The sequence below is a fragment of the Hymenobacter rigui genome, assembly GCF_003944715.1.
Taxonomy (GTDB): Bacteria; Bacteroidota; Bacteroidia; order Cytophagales; family Hymenobacteraceae; genus Hymenobacter; species Hymenobacter rigui.
In genome coordinates this window covers 313674-332396 of the sequence record NZ_RWIT01000003.1, presented here as the reverse complement: position 1 = coordinate 332396, position 18723 = coordinate 313674, and the positions used below count along the sequence as shown (strand labels likewise).

The following is an 18723-nucleotide window of genomic DNA, read 5'->3' as shown; positions in this document are numbered from 1 at the left end:
CCGCTACTACTGCCTCCGCTGCCCGCAGGTGAACCGGACAGTGAGAACAATATACGGCCCGAAACGCAAAACCGCTGCCCACCCGGCGGTGTGCAGCGGTTTTGCTGGATGATAACGGTGGTACTTATTTCAGGGAAAAAGTGATGGGTATGGTATATTCCACGGCTACCGGCTTACCATCCTGCCGGCCCGGCGTCCACTTGCCCGGAAGGTTCTGCACGGCTGCCAGCGCTGCCTCGTTCATGGCGCGGGCTTCCGGAGTAACGGCTTGCGTTTTTACGGTAGCGGCTCCCGTGGCGGAACGCTTCACGGATGTTTCAATGCCCTTGGTTATCTGTGCGGCCTGAATAATGCCCTCGGGGGTGACGATAAACTTGACGAATACCCGACCTTCCAGCTTGGCATCTTTGGCGGCCTGCGGGTACTTAACCAATCGGCCAATATCCTGCAGCAGCTGCAGCTGGCCGCCGGCGTACTCGGGCATTTGCTGCACATAGGTATACACGGCCGGAGGCGGCGGGGGCGCGGGCATAGTTGCATCGGCCACGGTGGGCGGCGGGGGAGGAGGCAGCTCGCCGGCTTTTTCGCAGGCTGCCACACTGGCCAGCAGGGCCGTGCCGAGGGGCAGGAGCAGCCACTGTTTCCAACGGCGGGCGGAGGAGGATTGGGTAAGCATACGGATACGGGTAAGGGTGAGGGATTGGGTGAAGGATTGGGTAAGCGGTAAATCGGGTTGGTAGGGGCGTAGGGCCAAGCGGGCCAGCAGGCTGGCGTAAGCCGTGGGTGAGGCCGTAACCGGAGAAGCCAGCCGCAGCGCCGCCGAGTCGGCCATGAACTCCTGCACCTGCGCCAGAGCCCGCGGAAACAGGTGCACGAACGGTACCGGCCATAGCAGCGCCCGCACCAGCTCCAGGCGCAGCTTTTCGGCGGTGTGGCCCTGTTGCACGTGGGCTATTTCGTGGGCCAGCACGGCTTGGGCCTCCGCCGGCGTGAGGAGCACGGTTTCATCCCAGAGAATCCAGCGGCCGAATGAGCTGGTGGGTAGCTGCCCGCCGGTGCGCACCAGCACGTAGCCGTTGCGGGGCTCCCGGGGCAGGTGGCGGGTACGCAGCCACAGGCGCAACAGCCGGACCGCCAGCAATGCCAGCATCAGGAGTACGCCGCCCAGGTACAGCAGCGGCAGCCATTGTGGTAAGCTGTACAGCGCGCTGCCCACCGCCTGCACCGTGGGGCCGGGCAGCAGCCCGGCGCTCAGCACTGCCCCGGTTTCACCCGAAACAGGCTCGGCGGGCCAATGCTCCAGCCCCACGCTCACCAGCCGGGGCAGCAGCAGCGCCAACCAGGGCGTGAACTGCAGAAAGCGGCGGTTGTAGTGAAAAAAACGCTCCTGTTGCAGCGCACACCGGTACAGCAGCCAGCAGGCTCCCAGGCAGAGTGTACTTTGCAGCAGACAGCCCAGCAGCTCAGGCGTGGTGCTCGGTAGTAGGGTCGGGCTCATCGGTGGGTGGGGTTGGGGAGGAAGCCTGGGCGTGGCGCATCAGCTCGTCGAGCTGGGCTGCATCCAGGTTTTCTTCCTGCGCGAAAAAGGAAACCAGCCGGGTGAAGGATCCGCCGAAGTAGCCGCCCAGTAGCTTGCGCAACGAAAAGCGCCGGTACGCATCCTGCGCCACCAGCGCGTGGTAGCGGTGGGTGCGCCCGAAGGCCTCGTGGCCCACAAAACCCTTCTGCTCCAGAATGCGGATGATGGTGGATACTGTGGTGGTGGCGGGAGTGGGCGGGGGCAGCTCCGGCACCACGTCCTTCACAAACGAAGGGCCGCGCTGCCACAGTACCTGCATCACCTGCTCCTCAGCCCGGGTCAGTTCCGGGAAGTTTGTATCGGCCATTGGTAGTTAAGTGAAGTGTAGAACAAGTATAACTAATTTTTTAGTTAATAAACTATTTTTTTAGCTGAAATAGTTCTGCAGGGTACAAGTTCTGTTCCTATCGGAACAAGAAATGCGGTTTTTGCTGTTGTAGAGGCAGGTTCAGAATTCAGCTAATCAACTGCCTGTGATATTGATTTCCCGATTGCGCCACTTGGCGTACGCACATAAACTGGGCCTGCTGGGTCTGGTAACTACCGTATTACTGGGGGCAGGCTGCCAGAACTCAGCCTCATCCGACCCGGCCCCGGCCATCACGCCCGATACCACGGTGCCGGTCACGGCACTCACGGGCAGCACGCTACTGGGCGAGTACACCCCGGCTCAGTTGGCGGGACGGGTAGCAGATATTCCACTGGTGGGCTCCCTGGCGCGGTACTCCGTGAGAGTGTATCGCCTGACCTACACCACCCGCAACACCGATGGGCAAATGGTAACGGCCTCGGGGGCGCTGCTGGTGCCGGTAGCTACTACGGCTCTGCCAGTCATCAGCTACCAGCACGGTACCATCCGGCCCGATGATGAAGGCCGGGCTCCGTCGTACTACAGTCAGAACAGTGAGCTATGGTCGGCGGTATCGGTGCTGGCTTCTACTGGCTACGTGGTATCGGCTCCCGACTATATTGGCTACGGAGCCAGCAAGGCCCTGCCGCACCCGTATGAGCACGCCGGCTCCCTGGCCTCGGCCTCGGCTGATATGCTACGGGCGGCCCGGGAGTTCTGTAAAAAGGAGAGCATCAGCGTGAACCAGAAGAACTTCCTGCTGGGCTATTCTGAGGGCGGCTACGCTACTATGGCGCTGCACAAGTATCTGGAAGAGAAATACCCCACGGAGCTGCCGGTAACGGCCAGTGCGCCGGGTGCGGGGGCTTATCATAAGTCGGAGTTTGCGAAGTACATCATGAACTCCACGCAGCCGCTTAACTTCCTGAGCACCTACGTATGGGTGCTGGATACCTACAACCGGGTGTATAAGCTCAACCGGCCCAACAGCTATTATTACCAAGAGCCTTACGCCACCCGCCTGCAAGCTGATCCTTTCAGCGAGGTGCCCACCCAAGCTACGGCACTGTTTGCTCCGGGCTTTCGGCAGGCGGTATTGTCTGGCTCCGATGCGGCCTTAAGTGCATCCCTGACCGATAACGACATCTACGACTGGAAGCCGAAAGCCCCAACCGCTCTGTTCCACGGCACGGCCGACGACTACGTGCCTTACTTCAACTCGCAGGATGCCTACAACGCCATGCGGACCCGGGGCGCCACGCAGGTAGAGCTACGGCCCATTCAGGGCGGCAACCACTTTACCTCCGTAACAACTTACACGCTACAGGCCTTTGCCTTCATTTCACAGTATTAGGTTGAACAGCATTCTGTGTTTACCCAAAAAGGCTCATCTGATTCCAGATGAGCCTTTTTTATGGATTTTGTAAGGGCGCAGTCAGGCGGCCGGCAAAGCATTGCGCGGTTCGGCAGCCCGGCGTAGTAAGGCTCCGCTCAATGCTGCCAAGCCTCCTGCCAACCCAGCCAGCACGCCGCTGAGCAGTACCAGCAGCCACGGCTGTCCAGCCAGCGGCAACAGCGTGGCAACGCGGGCGGCCAATAGGTTTGCGCCGTGGGTATTCAGCCAGGCGGCCGGCAGCCACCAGCTAAGGCCCACCCCCAGCAAACCGGCCAGAAACGCCTGCCCGCCTGTGGGGCCGCGCCAGGCCGCCAGGGCCAGACAAAGGGGCACCACGCTCCACCACGGCAGCACCAGCTGCAGCAACACGCTACCGAGGAAAATGAGGAGTAGAAGGAAGGCAGTCTTTTTCATCGGGAAGTGAGTGGGCAGTCGTTAGTTGTTGATGCCGGCTTTGCGGGGCAGCTCGGGAGCGGGCATGGGAATGAGCACCTGTTGGCGCACGGCAATGGGCTGGCCGGCGGCGTCGCGGGCGGGGGCCCAGGTAGGCATGGCGCGCACCAGGCGCAGAGCTTCCTCGTCGCAGCTGCGGCAGAGGGGCCGGGTTACTTCGGCCGCGCCAATTTTGCCGTCGGCCTGCACCACGAAGCGCACCTCCACGGCTCCGCGCAGGTTTTCCTGGGCCAGCACTTTCGGTTCTTTCAGCTTCTCGGTGAAATACTGGCGCAGGGCCACGCCGCCACCATTAAACGTGGCCTGGGTTACGGCCTCCCGGGGCTCGAACACGTGATTAGGGCTAAAAAACTGCAGAGCCTGCGTGAGCTGCACGCGCACCGTCTGGCCGTTCTGCCGGCCGGGCTCCAGGCGGGGCAGCTTGCTCACGGCTGTCAGGGCGGCGGCGTCGCAGGCGGGGCACAGGGAGCGGACGATTTTGGCGTCCTCCGCTTTGCCATCCAAGCCTATCACGAAGCTCACGTACACCCGGCCCTCTTTGTCTCCTTTTACTACCTCCGCCGGCAATACCACGGCCGCCTGCAACGCCGAGGCAATGGTGGCTTCGGTGGTGCCGACTAAGCGGGGCATCTGCTCCACGTAAGTGTATACTTTCTCCTCGGGCTTCGGTAGGATGGGAGCGGGCGGAATGGCTACGCCGGGGGCTCCCGGAGTGGTTTGCAGACTGAAGGTGATAGGCACTGTGTAGTACACCTGCACCTGGCGGCCGTTCTGCTTGCCGGGCTCGAAGCGCGGCAGCGCTTTTATCACGCGCAGCGCCTCCTCGTCGCACCCGGCTCCGAGGCCTTTCTGGATTTCAGGCTTCGTCACGCGGCCGTCAGTGTCCACAACGAATTTCACGAATACTCTGCCCTCTACCTGCTGCTTGGCGGCCTCGGCGGGGTAGCGTAGAGTGGCCTGGATGTAGTCGATGAGTCCCGTTTGCCCGCCGGGGAATACCGGCATCTGCTCCACGTACATGTACACTTTATCCGTAACTACCTCCTCGCCGGCGGCCGGCCGTAGCCCCATCAGGTCGTCGCTGCCTTGCACCGTAGCCGCCGGCCGGGGCGGCTCGAAGCTGACGGCCAGCAGCGTCCGGACCGGTACGACCTCGTCACCGTGGCGGCCGGGCCGCCAGCGGGGCATGGCTTTCACCAGCCGCAGGGCTTCGGCGTTGCATTCTGCGCTCAGTCCTCGGGCCACGAACACGTTGGTGAGGCGGCCGTCGGGCTGCACGGTGGCGGCTACCTGCACGATGCCGCGCAGGCGGTTGTCACGCACGGCGGCCGGCAGCTGCACCTGGGTTTTCAGGTACTGCTGCAGCTTGTACTGGCCCTCGGCGTACTCGGGCAGGAGCTGCACTTCGTAGGGCTCGTACACCCGCGGCGCGCCCGTTTTGGTGGGAGCAGGCTTGGTAGTAGCCGGTTTCGCGGCGGTTTTCTGGCCCCAGGCCGGGGCCGCCAAACCCGCCGTCAATGCCAATGCCAGTACTGAAGGAATAGCCGAAACAGGCAGATAAGAAGACATTACGCGGAAATAAAAGCAGCGGAAATACGCAAGTAGCCCAGCAAGTTACGCACGAAACGGGTACTGCCGAAGACTACTTTTCCAGCCGCCAAGCCGCCTGCAGACGGGGATGGTTTTCATCGGCAGCGCGCAGGAATACCAGCTCGTCCAGCTTGCCTACGCGCCAGCTTTCCAGCATATCATCATAGTACCGAGAGGCCGGGTTGCCGCTCTGCCCGCCGGGGAAGATGCCGTAGGCTTTCACCTGCGGCCCCAGGGCCACCACCATGCGCCAGGAGGGGCCGTTGCGCGGACCGGTGGCATTCACGGTGCCGGGGCTGCCGGCGCACACAATATCCTGGTGTCCGAAGCCCGGCAGCTGGGCCAGGTGGTTGATGTCGGTGCTTTTCTGGTTGGCCCAGCCCCACTTCGGCCCCAGTGGCCCAAACTTGCGGGTCAGCGAATCCACGGCGAACTGCAGGGAAGTCGTCAGCAGGTTGTTGCCGTTTTCGCGTAGCGGCGTGCGTCGGTCGTCAATCCAGGGGCTGGTGGCGGCTTGTTCCAATAGTAGCCGGTTGGTCCGGTCGCGCGAGGGGTAGCGCATTTCCAGTCCGGTAGCCGCCTTGCCGAAATCATCCTCCCAAAGGCGTTTCATCAGCTCCTGATACCACAGTTCGAAAATGGTAGCGGCCACGGCATCGGTGGTATAGTGGTAGTCCCACCGACCCAGAACGGCCAGCGCATCTTTTTCAGCCGGACTCAGCAAAGCGGCCGGATTTTTAATAATAGCCAGCCGGTTACCCAGCGTATTATCCAGCATCCACGGCAGCATGGTTTGGGCGTTAATGCCGAGGTTGTCATTCTGCAACTCGCGTAGCGTGTCGGCGGTGGCGCGGCGCATCTTGGCCAGCTGCTGGTTGATGCGGTGGCCCCGGTCCCAGGGCGCGTAGTCCCAGCCGATGTAGTAGGGGTAATCGGGCCCGGCCGAGTGCTGGTTGGCCGACGATACGAAGCCCCGGGCCGGGTTCTGCACCCGCGGCGTCTGCGTCATCGGAATCCAGCCCTGCCAGTCGGCGCGGGCATCGGTGCCATCCAGAATAAACTTCCCCTGCTCCGGCCATTTCAGTGGGTAGCGGCCGTTGGGGCGGATGGCAATGTCGTTCTGGTTGCTGGCGAAGATGAAGTTCTGAGCCGGGGAGGCGTAGGTGCGTAGGGCCCGGTCGTAATCCTGGTAGTTACGGGCGTGGTTGAGCTTCACGAAGGCCAGCACCTCGTCGGCCCCCTCGTGAGCCGTCCAGCGCATGGCGTGCTGGGTGGGCGTCTGCGGGTTGAAGGGCTTTTCGTCGTGGTCATACACCACGGGGCCGTGGTGGGTGTACAGCACCGTGTCGAGACGGTCGGGGAGGCCGCGCACCACAATGCGTTCCACCACCCGGCGCACCGGTTTCCAGCGGCCGTCGTGCCAGTACTCGCGCTTCGTGTTGTCCCGGAACTTGAGCTGGTACCAGTCCAGCACGTCGCCGCCCACGTTGGTCACGCCCCAGGCCACCTGCTCATTGAAGCCGATAATCACGGCCGGCGCACCCGGAATGGTCACGCCGTACACGTTCTGGCCGGGCGCGTGCAATTGCACTTGGTACCAGATGCTGGGCAGGTTCAGCTGCAAATGCGGGTCGTTGGCCAGCAGCGGCAGGCCCGAGGCCGAGCGGCTACCCGCCACGGCAAAGTTGTTGGAGCCCAGCTCGGCATCCGGCTCCCGCTGCGGCACCTTATCCGACAAGGCCGCCGTGAACGAGGGCGGCGTGGCCGGCACCGGCAGCGGCTTGAAATCGAGGGGCGTGCCCACGGGCACAATGGGGTCCTCACGGAACGGGTAGTCGGGGAATAAGTCCTGCGTCACCTTCGGCCCGTATTTGCTCAGGATGTTGCTCAGGCGCAAATCGTCGGAGCGGCCGCTCAGGTCCCAGGCCATCAGCTTCAGCAGCAGGGCACACTTGAGCGGCTGCCAGGGTTCGGGCGCGTAATCGAGCAGCTTGTACTCAAACGGATATTCCCGCGGCGAAAGGCTGCTGATGTAGGCATTCACCCCCGCCGAGTACGACTCCAGCACCAGCCGCGTCGTGTCGTTCTTCAGCATGGCCCGTAGCGAGTTTTCAGCCCCATACGGCAGGCCCATGCGCCGCTGAAACCGGTCGTACTCCAGTGCCCGGGGCCCCACCACTTCCGAAATGCGGCCGGCCGCCACCCGGGTCATAAACTCCATCTGCCAGAGCCGGTCCCGGGCCGTGAGGTAGCCCTGGGCGTAGTACAGGTCGTGGTCGTTCTGGGCGAAGATGTGGGGCACCCGCCGGTTATCAAACCGCACCCGTACCGGCTGCTGCAGGCCGGGCAGGTGCAGGGTCTGCTGTTCCGGGAAGTCGGTGGGGGCTTCGCCATTCTGCCAGAAGCCGCGGTATGGACTCAGCAGCCGGGCCACGGGCGGCACGTCGCCCTGCTTGGTGTTCAGAACCCAGGTAAGAGTAAGCGTAACGAGGAGCACCAGAGTGCCCGGAAGAAATCGAAGCATTTGCCAACCAGTTTCGCGGGAGCGGAAGGTAGCAAATGCTTCGGTTTCTGGTAGTATCGCCGCTTGACTACTGGCCCAGGTAGGCCCGCAGGCCGATGGTCAACGTCAGGCCATCATAGCCCGACGTGAAACCGCCCTGCTGATAAGCCGCCATGGTTTCTATTGCCACACTCGGAGTCAGGAAGTAGGAATAACCGGCTCCGATACGCACGAACCCGCCGAAATCGTGCCCTTTGAAATCACCGATGCGCGGCACTCCCAGCGGGTCATATACTAGCTGCCGACCCCAGTAGGCATTGTACAATGCGCCTATCTGCGCCTCCGCAAATACCCGATGCCGGCTCTGGGAAGGAATATAAAACCGCAGCCAGGGGGCCACGCCCGTTATCAGTTCGTTGTGGTGCTCGTCCATTCGCTTGTAGCGGAAGGCGTGATACTCTATCGGCAGCGCAACCCCAACGGCCCAGTTGTTGGCGAAAAACACCCCCGCAACTGGCTCAAGTGCCACGTCAAAAGCGGAAGTACTGGCTTCGGACCGGAAGAACAGATTGCCGGCGGAAACTCCCAGTACGCGGGTGCCTTTGGTAGAAGTGCTTTGGGCTACTGCGGCGTACAGGGGTAACAAGCAGGCCGCTGCAAGCAGTAAAACAGGTTTATACACGATAAAAGCTGAAATAGGATAAATGGAAACCGGCTCAAGTTATTCGGAATACTTGATGATGCTAAATTCCGGCCCCCACTAAAGAACAGGAGCATCCTCCGCTACCGGAAGATGCTCCTATAAGGTCTGACGTAATCCGAAAAAACCGGCTGAACCTAATCTTTACAAATTCTCGCCCTGCCGAACTAGCCCAGCCACGCCCACGCGGGCCAGCCGCTGGCGGACTTCATCGGCCTCGGCCTGGGTGGCGAAGCGGCCTACTACCACGCGGTTCAGGGCACGGCCCTCGGCGGTGGTGGTAGCCACGGTGGTTACCAGTAGCTTGGGCTCCACGCTCTGGATTTTGTCCATCACGGCGCGGGCGTTGCGCGGGTCGCCGAAGGTGCCGGCCTGGATAACATAGGTAGCGGCGGGCTCGGGCGTGAGGGCTACATCAGCGGCTTCGGTTTCGCCAGCCACAATGTTGGTGTGAATATCGGCCGTGATGGTGGAGTCAGCGGCCAGCAGCGCCAGGTTCTCGGGAGCATCGGTGGGGCCTAGTGGCGTTTCCGGATCCACTACCTGCGCAACTACCGAAACAGCGCCGTGGGTAACGATGCCCAAGGGGCGGGCGGCAATTTCCGACAGATCCAGAATGCGCTGGTGGCGGAAGGGGCCCCGGTCGGTTACACGCACTACTACTGATTTGCCGGTCTCAGGGTTGGAAACCCGCAGCTTGGTGCCGAAGGGCAGGGTTTTATGGGCGCAGGTGTACTTGTTACGGTCGAACCGCTCCCCGTTGCTGGTGCGGTGACCCTGATGTTCGCGGCCGTACCAGGAGGCGCGGCCCCGCATGGTGGCGGCCTTTTTGGTGGCGGCAGCCGGGGCTTTTTCATCTTCACTTTCCCGCCGGAAGCGAGCTGAGGCCGAGAAGGCCGTCAGCAACACGAGGAGCAGGCCCATCATCAAGCCCGAGAGATGCAGTCGTAGAGTCAACTTCATGTATTCTCTTGGTTGGTGAGTCGGACAAATCTAGAAGTCACTTCCAAACCGCTGCCCCGACGTACTGCGTATAAGCTACCGACTATTCTTTGTAATTGATCTTTTCAAAGAAATATTGCATTTAAATAATTGGATGAAAAGCCGTGAAAAGCGGTTTTGTGTTTGGTTAAGATAGATTTTGCACTCTTTTTAGACGTTGGCTAAGCCCGTCAGGAAATTAGAATATCCGCCGCTTAAAAAATTTTGGCATTGGAAGCCGGTGATGCCCCCAAGGCATGTTGCAAAAATCCCGGAAATATACTAAGACGTGTGCGCGAGAGAATTCCGGATTATCCCTTTGTATACCTCAGCCGCTCCCCGGCATTTGCCGTATCTTCGGGTATGGATTTTGGCCGTCTTTCCGACCTGCGCTACGTTGATTTTCGCCTCCCGCCCGACCACCCCGAAACGGCTAGGGTACTGACCCAGGCCCTGCCCACGCAGCCGGCCCCGCCAGCTGTGTACGTGGGCTGCCCCATCTGGACGAATAAGGCGTGGCTGGGCAGTTACTTCCCGCAGGGCATTCGGGATACTGACTACCTGCACTACTACGCCCGGCAGTTCAACAGTATTGAGCTGAATACCACGCACTACCGCATTCCGGATGCGCCCACGGTGCGCAAGTGGCGCACGGCCGTGCCCGATACGTTCCGTTTCTGCCCCAAACTGCCCCAGGTTATCAGCCACGACCGGGCCCTGTACAACGCCGACGACCTGACCCAGAGCTTCTGCCGGTCCATTGAGGGACTGGGGCCCACGCTGGGGCACGCGTTTCTGCAGCTACCGCCCACGTTTGGGCCCGAGCACCTGCCCCGGCTGGAGCGGTACCTGCTCGATTTTCCGGACTATGTGCCCTTGGCCGTGGAGCTGCGCCACCCAGCCTGGTTTTCGGATAGAGGCCTGCTGGATGCGGTGTCGGCTATGCTGGAGGCGCTGAGCAAGCCATTGGTGTTGAGTGATGTGGCTGGCCGCCGCGACGTGCTGCATCAGCGTCTGACCGCACCCGTGGCGTTTCTGCGTCTCAACGGTCACGCTTTGGTGGATTCCGACTTCCGAAGAGCCGACGACTGGGCTGCCCGTGTTGCCGGGTGGCTGGAAGCCGGCCTGCACACGGCCTATGTGTTCATCCACCAGAAAGACATTCTGCATTCTCCCATCTGGGCCGAGCATTTCCTGCGCCGCCTGCACGAGCTGACGGGGATGCAGGTACAGCCGCCGCGCGTAATTCCGCAGGCCGTGCAGGGGAGTCTGTTTTAAAGGTGAACATGTGAAGTGGTGAAAGTTCTATCAGTCACCACTTCACAAGTTCATCTTTCACTACCTCGCCACTTTTCCCAAGCTGAATTTGATGCCTAACTCTGGGGCGAAACCAAACCGGGCCGCATACTTGGTGGGGCCGTAGTACCCATTGTACGTGTAGCCCGGCTCCCGCCCGATACCGCCACCTATGTAGGCATCAAACCAACCGTATTTGCCAATGCGCCGCTGCATGCCCCATACTACCGTCAGGGTAGAATACTGATAGGAAAGGCGGTAGCTGTCGGGGTTGAAGGTAGAGTTACTGTGCAGGGCCAGATAGTTGCCCTGAAATGGTCCGGTAGTCCGGCCTTGCTGCCGCCGCTTCTCCTGGTTGTAGTAGTATTTTACGCCTAGGTCAAAGCCATAGTCGCCAAGTCGGGATTGATGGCGGCTGTCGAAAAATTGATAGCGCCGGCCCATTTCCAGGCTGGCGAAGGTGTTGCCGTAAACAGATAATGTAGGAGTAAGGTGGTGTTCAGCACTTAGTACTACGGGCAACGAAAGACCATTGTACCCACCTATTGCGAATCCCCGGGTGAGGCCCGTGCCCAGCTTGATAAGTGTACCGGAGCCTTCTGTAGTGGCCGGGGCTGGTTGGGAAGTGGCGGGTTCGGTGGTTTGGGCAACGGCTGAGGCTGTAATCAGCAGAGCCAGGGCTGTTGGGAGAGCCGCTGTTGCGGCCAGGGATGCGATACGCATACGTTATATAAATAGAAGTAAGCATTCAATAGGGAAGATGCAGCACTGTTTCCTGCGGTTGCATAAGGCCGGCAGAAACTGCGAAAAAGCACCCGCCTCAGCCAACCAGAAACAGGTAAATAGAGTACCTTACCTGCCTTGCTGTTGGTGTAGCCGTACCTGTATGTATCTGAAATTTCCCCCCTGCTTACTTATTCTGATGGGTTGCTGGCTGGCGGTGCAACCGGCGCACGCGCAGGCTCCCGCCGCCCTTGAAACCCACTGCCTGCTGATTCCCCTTGATCCTGCTGTCCGGATGGCTCGTGCCGCCCGCATAGTGGAGGCGGAAGTAGTGGATGCCACCAGCTTTCGAGGTGGCAACAGTCTGATTTTTACCCGTCACCGACTGCGGGTTTTCAAGCAGTTTAAAGGCCCGGCCGCTGAAACGCTGACTATTGTGACGGAAGGCGGCACCCTAGGCCTGGAGCGGCAGGAGCTTACCAACACGCTAAGGCTGGCCTCCGGCGAGCAGGGAATTTTCTTTCTGGAACCTGCTACGGCAGATGGGACTACCGGCGGTAGTTGGCAGGTGTATGGCAGCCAACAGGGCTTTATCCGCTACTCGCTGGCGGATGGAACCGCCTCAGAGCCCTTCCGGCAGTATCCGCGCCTGGATGCCGCCCTGTACCAGCAGGCAACGGCGGCCGCGCCACGGGTGGTGCAGCCTAACCGGGCCCTGGAGGCCGCGCTGCAGCGGCTGCGGCAGCCGGTGGCCGCCCGAGGCCAGGCCCCCATCGTCACTACGCTGGCTCCGGTCAGCCTCACAGCCGGGACGAATACCGTCCTGACGGTTTCGGGCTCGGGCTTTGGTGCTTCGCGGGGCACCGGCAGCGTGGAGTTTCGCAATGCCGATGACGGTGGAGCATCTTATACCAAAGTGAATAACGACGACTACGTAAGCTGGTCGGATACGCGCATTCAAGTGCGCGTACCGTCGCTGAGCGCCACGCGCAACCCGGCCGGTACGGGTACCGTGCGCGTAACCACCGACGGACAGCTGCAGGCCACCAGCCCCGGCATCGTAACGGTGGTGTTTGCTGCTACCAATGTGCTGGATACCAATACTGGTCAGCGTACGGTACCCGCGCACCGGAACTTTGATGGAGCAGGGGGAATGACGTTCCGCTTCGACCCTGATTTTGCGGCTAACACCGCCGCCTCCTCCTCTTGGCAGCGGGCCCTGGCTACCTGGCGCTGCCAGACTGGTGTGAACTGGACGGTAGGGGCCACCCGCACCAAAACCGGTGTGGCCGAGGACGGGGAGAATTCTGTGGGCTTTGATGGGAGTGGCCAATTGCCAACCGGGGTGCTGGGTCGCACTACCAGCTACTACCGCGGCTGCTACCGGCCTGATGGTACCGTGGTTTTTTACGTGCAGGAAGTGGATACGCAGTTTGATGATGCGACCAACTGGCAGTTCGGGCCCTCCGGACCTTCCGTGGCGCAGGTCGATTTTGAGTCGGTGGCGGTGCATGAGCTGGGCCACGCGCAGCAGCTGTCCCACCTGATTCTGCCCACGGCCATTATGCACTACGCCATTGCCCGTGGTCAGCGGAGCCGCACCCTGGCTGCCGGCAGCGACATTGCCGGTGGCCGGTACATACTGCGCACCCGCAGCTTCCGGCCGGCCGTGTGTGGGCCTGCACCCATGCTACCGGCCCCGCTCACGGCTCAGAGCGCCGGCTTTGCGGCCGGCTCCGGCGTAACCGTGCGCTGGACCACCCGCGACGAATGTTACCTGAGTGGCTTTGTAGTGGAGCGGGCTCCGGCCGATACTACGGCGGGCTGGCAAACGGTAGCCACAGTAGGGGCGGGGGCCACTACCAATCAGTACACCATCACCGATGCCCAGCCGCTGGGAGGTTTGAGCTACTACCGCCTCCGTCTGCGCCGCCCCGATGGCTCTGCCGATGCTACCCTGCCAATGGGCGTAACCGACGACGCCACGGCCGCCACGGCCTTGCAGCTGTTCCCGAATCCGGTTGGCCGTAACGTGCCTCTCAGCGTGCAGTACGTGGGCGGTACTACGGCGGGGGCGCTGGTGATACGCTTCTACGATGCGGTGGGCCGCTACCTGGGCGGCACCCGCTCCGATTATCTGCCCGGCCTGAACGTGCTGCGCGTAACGCCGCCTTCCTTGAGAGCCGGTTACTACCTCATCCGCTGGACGGACACCAACGGCCGTGAGGGAAGCACGCCCTTTGTGGTAGCAGACTATTAACGCCCTACGGCCCGCCAACCGGCGGGCCGTAGGGCGTTATGGGGAATAGTGCTTTGGTTTAGCGTTCCAGCAGCATAGCGCCGTACGAGTAGCCACCACCGAATACGGTTACCACAATATGGTTGCCGGGCTGCAGCTTGGGCCAGATATCCGCCAGGGCAATGGCCGCGCCGGCGCAGCCCGTGTTGCCCAGCTCTTCAATGTTGGAAATGCCCTTCTCCTCCGGGAGACCCAGCTGCTGCAGCACGTTCTTGGTAATGCGCAGGTTGGCCTGGTGCGGAATCAGATAGGTTACATCATCTATGCCCAGGTTGTTGTGTTCCAGAATCTGCTGGGTAACGCGCGTCATGTAGGTGCAGGCGTGCATGAACACATCCTTTCCGAAGGGCATCACAATCCCCCGCTCTACTGGCTTCAGCGTAACGGCCTGGTCGGCCTTGCCCACGTTGCCGGCCCCACCCGTCCGGATGGATTGCACGTGCAGATCCTGCGGGGCGAGGCGTTCAGTGGAGAGTAGCAGCACGGCGGCACCGTCGCCCCATAAGTGGCCGGCTACGGTATCCTGGTCGTTGTTATAGGCGGTGTTGTGCTCACTTACTACCACCAGCGCCCGTTTCGACTTACCCAGCGCAAAGTAGCCTTCCACAATCTCCACTGCATTCAGGAGTGAAGAGCAGGCGGAGGAAATGCTCACTACCGGAATATCCGACACGTTCAGCTCCCGCTGTACGGCATGAGCAAGCGTGTAAATAGTATCGTGCGGGGTATAAGTGCCACCCACAATCAGGTCTACCTCTTCGGGCCGAAACGCCGTGGTTTGGGTAAAGGCCCGGCGGGTAGCCTCCAGGGCCATAGTGTTGGTGTTTTCACCGGGGCTTGCCTTCCGGCGCGCCCGAATGCCGGTGCGCTCCGTTATCCACTCGTGCGAGAGGCCGTTAAGACGAGTGAAATGTTCGTTGGTGACAATGTTGGTCGGCAGATAGGCCGCCACTTGGTGAATGTACACGGGAGTGACTGGAAGGAGTAAGGCAATGCTAAACAGGCCGGCAAGGTACGGCGTTCCAAACGAGTTGCCGGCTATTCCGGCTCTGGCCCGTACTTTGCGCACGCGCTGTTCGTTCAACGCGGACCACCAAGCCAGGTTCAGCGGCTTACTTACAAGATTATGATGTTTCCTTTTTCGCTGCGGAGAGCCGGGTTACTGGCCGCCCTGGCCGGCACCGGTGCCGTGGTGGCCCCGGCCGCACAGGCCCAGAAATACCACACCGCTGCCGGCCTGCGCCTGGGCAAAAACAACTACGGCCTGACCGTGCAGCAGAAGATATTCGAGAAAACTACCTTGGAAGGACTTGGCCTGGTAGGCTCCCGGGAGCTAAGCGCCACGGTGCTGGCTGAGCGCCATTTTGGTATTCTGGGGCCCAGCCTGAACTACTACTTTGGGGCCGGCGGCCACCTGGGTAAGAATAAAGACACCGGCGGCTTTGGCGGCTTCGATGCGCTGGCGGGATTGGAGTACAAGGTGGCCTTTGTGCCAATTGTACTGAGCCTGGATTTCAAGCCCACCGTCGAAATCAACTCTGATGACTGGGCGCGCTTTCCCACGGCTTTTTCCATTCGCTATGTGCTGATCAAGGATAAATCCAGCGTGTTCGACGGCCTGTTTGGCGACGGGAAAAAGAAGAAAGCTAAACCCAAGAGCAGAGCGCGCAAAGGCTTGTTCGATTTCTAACCGTTAGTCATGTCACCGAAAAGCCCCGGCACGCATAGTGTCGGGGCTTTTTTATGTATGTACAGAAATCAGGAACATATAAAAAAGAGTGGAAAAGCTACGGCAGCTGATACCCTGATTTGGCGGGTATTTCCTGCAAGTACATCGGAATAGTGAAAACCTGCTTGTTTAATTAATACAATAAAAAATAAATAATTTGCAATTATAAAAACTTAGCTTACATTTATTAGTACGCATTGCACTGTCTTTATTATATAAAATCATCCGAAGATGAAAAACTTCTCTTCTCTCTCGAAGTGGCTTCGGCTTGGATGGAAGCTGGCCGTACTTTGGATTATGCCTTTGTGGGCGGCACAGGCCCAGTCGGGAGCATGCAGTGGCACCGACCCCGGCGGAGCAGCCGCGGCCAACGGCCTGTACGCGGAGTATTTCAGCGGGTACTTTGATGACAATCCGGCGTTTTTCTCCGATAACAGCAACCCGGCCGGCCTCACCCGGACGGAAGCAGAAGTGAACTTTGCTACCAGCAGCAGCTTCGGTAACCTGCTACAGGTGGCGGGCGGCTCTGCCCAGGACCCTGACCGGTTCAGTGCCCGCCTGCGCGGCAGCCTGAACATTGCCACGGCCGGCAGCTACACGTTCTACCTCACCGCCGATGATGCGGCCTACTTGTGGCTGGACAACACAGCCCTGGCGCTACCACCTGACCTCAACAATGCCCTGATTAACAACGGAGGGCGCCACTCCGTGGTGACGCGTTCCGTTACCGTGACGCTGGCGGCCGGCCGCCACAACGTACTTATTCTGTACGGCGAGGACTGCTGCGACAATATACTGGTGTGGGAGTACGAGGGGCCGGGCATTACGCGCCAGGTAGTGCCCAACGCGGCGCTGTGCACTTCGGTAGTACCGCTGCCACCCGCGCCGCAGGGCATCAGCTACAGCCCGGCCTCCCGGGCGCTGCCGACCGGGGCCAGCGGCAGCTCGGGTGTGCCAACGGTACAGGATGGCGGCTCCCCCGTAACCGGGTTTGCGCTGGGCAACAGCGGCAGTCTGCCGGCCGGTATCAGCATTGATGGGGCCACCGGCGTGCTCACGGCCGGGCCGTCGGTGCCACAGGGTACGTACAACGTGGCGGTTTCGGTGAGCAATGCCAACGGCACCAGCACCTTCAGCAACGCGTTTCAGTTCCTGGTAACGGCTCCGCTGCCCGGCGGCTGTGGTGGCACCGACCCCGCTGGGCAACCCACGTCGGCGGGATTATACGCGGAGTATTACAGCGGCTACTTTGCCGATGATGCGGCTTTCTTTATCAATACCACCCCCGGCTTAGTCCGCACCGATGAGCAAATCAATTTTCCGAACAACGACAGTTTCGGGAACCTGCTGGCGGTGGCTAACGGCACGCTGCAGGACCCCGATGAGTTCAGCCTGCGTCTGCGGGGCAGCCTCTATATCGCCATGGCCGGCACCTATACGTTCTACCTCACCGCCGATGATGGTGCGTTGCTGTGGCTGGATAATCCGGCCCTAGCCTCGCCGGCCGTCCGGGCTGATGCGGCTATTGACAACGGCGGTTTTCACCCCACCACCACCAAAACGGTAACCCTCACCCTGACGGCCGGCCTGCACAACCTGCTGCTGCTGTACGGTGATAATGGACTGGGCAATAGCCTGGTACTGGAGTATGAAAGCGCCGGCCTGGGTATTGCCCGCCAGGTGGTGCCGGGTAATCTGTTCTGCACTTCCCTGCAGCCGGCCATACCGCTGACGGCGTCGCTCAGCTACTCGCCCAAAGTGATGCGGGTGCTGGTGGGCTCGTCCACAACCTCCGGCGCACCCGCCGTCAGCAGTGCCTCGCCGGTAACGGCGTATGCCCTGGATAATGCCGCTACCCTGCCGGCCGGCATCACCATCAATGCCACTACCGGCCAGGTAGCCATTGCCGCCACCGTACCCGAGGACTCCTATACATTGGATATTTCGGTCCGGAACGCGGGAGGTGTGGCGGTATTTGCCCGCTCGCTCACCGTACAGGTAATTCCGCCCGCGCCTTCCGGCTGCTCGGGGCTGGATGGGGGCGGCCGGCCGGCTTCTTCGGGCCTTTTTGCCGAGTATTTCCCGGGGTATTTCAATGATGATCCGGCCTTTTTCAACACTACCGCGCCGGCACAGAGCCGCAACGTGCAGGTGCTGAATTTCGGAAGCGCCGCCAGTTGGGGCGACCTGACCGGTGTGGCCGGCGGTACCGCCCAGGACCCCGACGGTTTCAGTGCCCGGTTTAAAGGGCGCATCAACATACCCGTTACGGGCACCTACACTTTCTACCTGACGGCCGATGACGGCGCGTTTCTGTGGCTGGATAACGCGGCCCTGGCCACTACGCCCACCCTGGCCTCCGCCCTGATTCAGAACGGTGGCCAGCACCCGCCCACTACCGTTACCGGCACGGTAACGCTTGCGGCCGGCCTGCACGATGTGCTGGTGCTGTACGGTGAAAATATAAGCCTCAATGAGCTGAAGCTGGAATACGCCAGTACCGATGCCGGCGTGGCCCGCCAGCTGCTGCCCGCCACGGGGCTGTGCTCCTCCAGCTCCAATGCCCCGCTGCCGGTAACGCTGACCCGATTCGGTGCTACCACCCAAAATACGGTGGTAGCCGTGTCCTGGGAAACGGCTCAGGAGCTTAACAGTGCCTATTACGTAGTGGAGCGCTCCGCCAATGGGAAGGTATTTGAAGCGGCCGGTAAAGTAGCGGCGGCCGGCACTACCCAGCAGCATCAGCGCTATTCCTACCTCGACCATACGCCACTGTCCGGCCTGAGCTATTACCGCTTACGGCAGGTTGATGCCGACGGAACAGAGTATTTCTCTTCGGTGGTGGCCGTGCAGGTAGCGAAACAAGGTGCCGCCGCCCGGGTCGTTTTGTCGCCGAACCCAAGCAAAGGGGTGCTGATAGCCAGCGTGGAGCAGGAAGCTCCCGAAGCGGCTATCCTGGAAATCCTGGATATGCGCGGCCAGGTAGTGTATCGGCAGCAGCTGCTGGCAGTAGCATCACAACAGCTGCCGCTGAATCTGACGGCGGTGCCGGTGGGCGTGTATATCGTCAGAATCCGTACTCCGCACGGCCTCCTTACCCAGCGGCTGTTGCTGGAATAGGCTCC

General features: G+C 61.1%; 14 protein-coding genes. 5 read left to right on the top strand and 9 right to left on the bottom strand.

The features are described 5' to 3' along the window. Window positions 1-124 precede the first annotated feature (124 nt). Both EI291_RS08440 and EI291_RS08435 read right to left on the bottom strand, forming a co-directional pair. Window positions 125-1498 carry an energy transducer TonB gene (locus EI291_RS08440; protein WP_125419366.1) on the bottom strand — a complete coding sequence of 458 codons (1374 nt, stop codon included), beginning with the start codon at window positions 1496-1498 and terminating at the stop codon, window positions 125-127. Continuing rightward, a complete protein-coding gene (locus tag EI291_RS08435) occupies window positions 1464-1886 on the bottom strand; it encodes a BlaI/MecI/CopY family transcriptional regulator (RefSeq protein WP_125419365.1) in 423 nt (140 codons plus the stop codon). Before EI291_RS08435 ends, EI291_RS08440 begins: the two co-directional genes overlap by 35 nt. Before the next feature lie 193 nt (window positions 1887-2079). Here EI291_RS08435 and EI291_RS08430 point away from each other — a divergent pair, with 193 nt between their 5' ends. Further along, window positions 2080-3282, top strand: a complete 1203-nt coding sequence (locus EI291_RS08430) for an alpha/beta hydrolase family protein (RefSeq protein ID WP_240635437.1) — start codon at window positions 2080-2082, stop codon at window positions 3280-3282. Between the two features lie 81 nt (window positions 3283-3363). Here the strand turns inward: EI291_RS08430 and EI291_RS08425 are convergent, their stop codons facing one another. From EI291_RS08425 to EI291_RS22825, 5 genes are all read right to left on the bottom strand, one after another. Further along, the gene (locus tag EI291_RS08425; RefSeq protein ID WP_125419363.1) at window positions 3364-3738 is read right to left on the bottom strand and encodes a hypothetical protein; all 375 of its coding nucleotides are present in this window, start codon (window positions 3736-3738) and stop codon (window positions 3364-3366) included. A 21-nt stretch (window positions 3739-3759) separates the two neighbouring features. Further along, complete coding sequence (locus tag EI291_RS08420; RefSeq protein WP_125419362.1) at window positions 3760-5346, bottom strand: TonB family protein; 1587 nt, start codon at window positions 5344-5346, stop codon at window positions 3760-3762. A 73-nt stretch (window positions 5347-5419) separates the two neighbouring features. Continuing rightward, entirely contained in the window at window positions 5420-7891 is a 2472-nt protein-coding gene (locus EI291_RS08415; RefSeq protein ID WP_125419361.1) for a penicillin acylase family protein, read from the bottom strand. Window positions 7892-7958: 67 nt separating this feature from the next. Further along, complete coding sequence (locus EI291_RS08410) at window positions 7959-8516, bottom strand: hypothetical protein (RefSeq protein WP_125419360.1); 558 nt, start codon at window positions 8514-8516, stop codon at window positions 7959-7961. A gap of 198 nt (window positions 8517-8714) precedes the next feature. Then, on the bottom strand, window positions 8715-9533 hold the full coding sequence (locus tag EI291_RS22825) for a septal ring lytic transglycosylase RlpA family protein (protein ID WP_170172567.1): 819 nt from the start codon (window positions 9531-9533) through the stop codon (window positions 8715-8717). Between the two features lie 381 nt (window positions 9534-9914). Between EI291_RS22825 and EI291_RS08400 the strand changes: the two genes are divergently transcribed. Beyond that, a complete protein-coding gene (locus EI291_RS08400) occupies window positions 9915-10829 on the top strand; it encodes a DUF72 domain-containing protein (protein WP_125419359.1) in 915 nt (304 codons plus the stop codon). A 60-nt stretch (window positions 10830-10889) separates the two neighbouring features. Here the strand turns inward: EI291_RS08400 and EI291_RS08395 are convergent, their stop codons facing one another. Then, window positions 10890-11570 (bottom strand): hypothetical protein, encoded by a 681-nt coding sequence (locus tag EI291_RS08395; RefSeq protein ID WP_125419358.1) that lies wholly within the window; start codon window positions 11568-11570, stop codon window positions 10890-10892. Window positions 11571-11769: 199 nt separating this feature from the next. Here EI291_RS08395 and EI291_RS08390 point away from each other — a divergent pair, with 199 nt between their 5' ends. Beyond that, window positions 11770-13830: a matrixin family metalloprotease gene (locus EI291_RS08390; RefSeq protein ID WP_170172566.1), complete on the top strand. Its 2061-nt coding sequence runs from the start codon at window positions 11770-11772 to the stop codon at window positions 13828-13830. A gap of 58 nt (window positions 13831-13888) precedes the next feature. On the opposite strand, the gene EI291_RS08385 is transcribed toward EI291_RS08390, so the two are convergent. After that, the gene (locus EI291_RS08385) at window positions 13889-14836 is read right to left on the bottom strand and encodes a 3-oxoacyl-ACP synthase III family protein (RefSeq protein WP_125419356.1); all 948 of its coding nucleotides are present in this window, start codon (window positions 14834-14836) and stop codon (window positions 13889-13891) included. Window positions 14837-14995: 159 nt separating this feature from the next. On the opposite strand from EI291_RS08385, the gene EI291_RS08380 reads away from it, so the two are divergent. After that, on the top strand, window positions 14996-15559 hold the full coding sequence (locus EI291_RS08380) for a hypothetical protein (protein ID WP_125419355.1): 564 nt from the start codon (window positions 14996-14998) through the stop codon (window positions 15557-15559). A 270-nt stretch (window positions 15560-15829) separates the two neighbouring features. Beyond that, on the top strand, window positions 15830-18718 hold the full coding sequence (locus EI291_RS08375) for a PA14 domain-containing protein (protein WP_125419354.1): 2889 nt from the start codon (window positions 15830-15832) through the stop codon (window positions 18716-18718). Window positions 18719-18723: the final 5 nt, after the last annotated feature.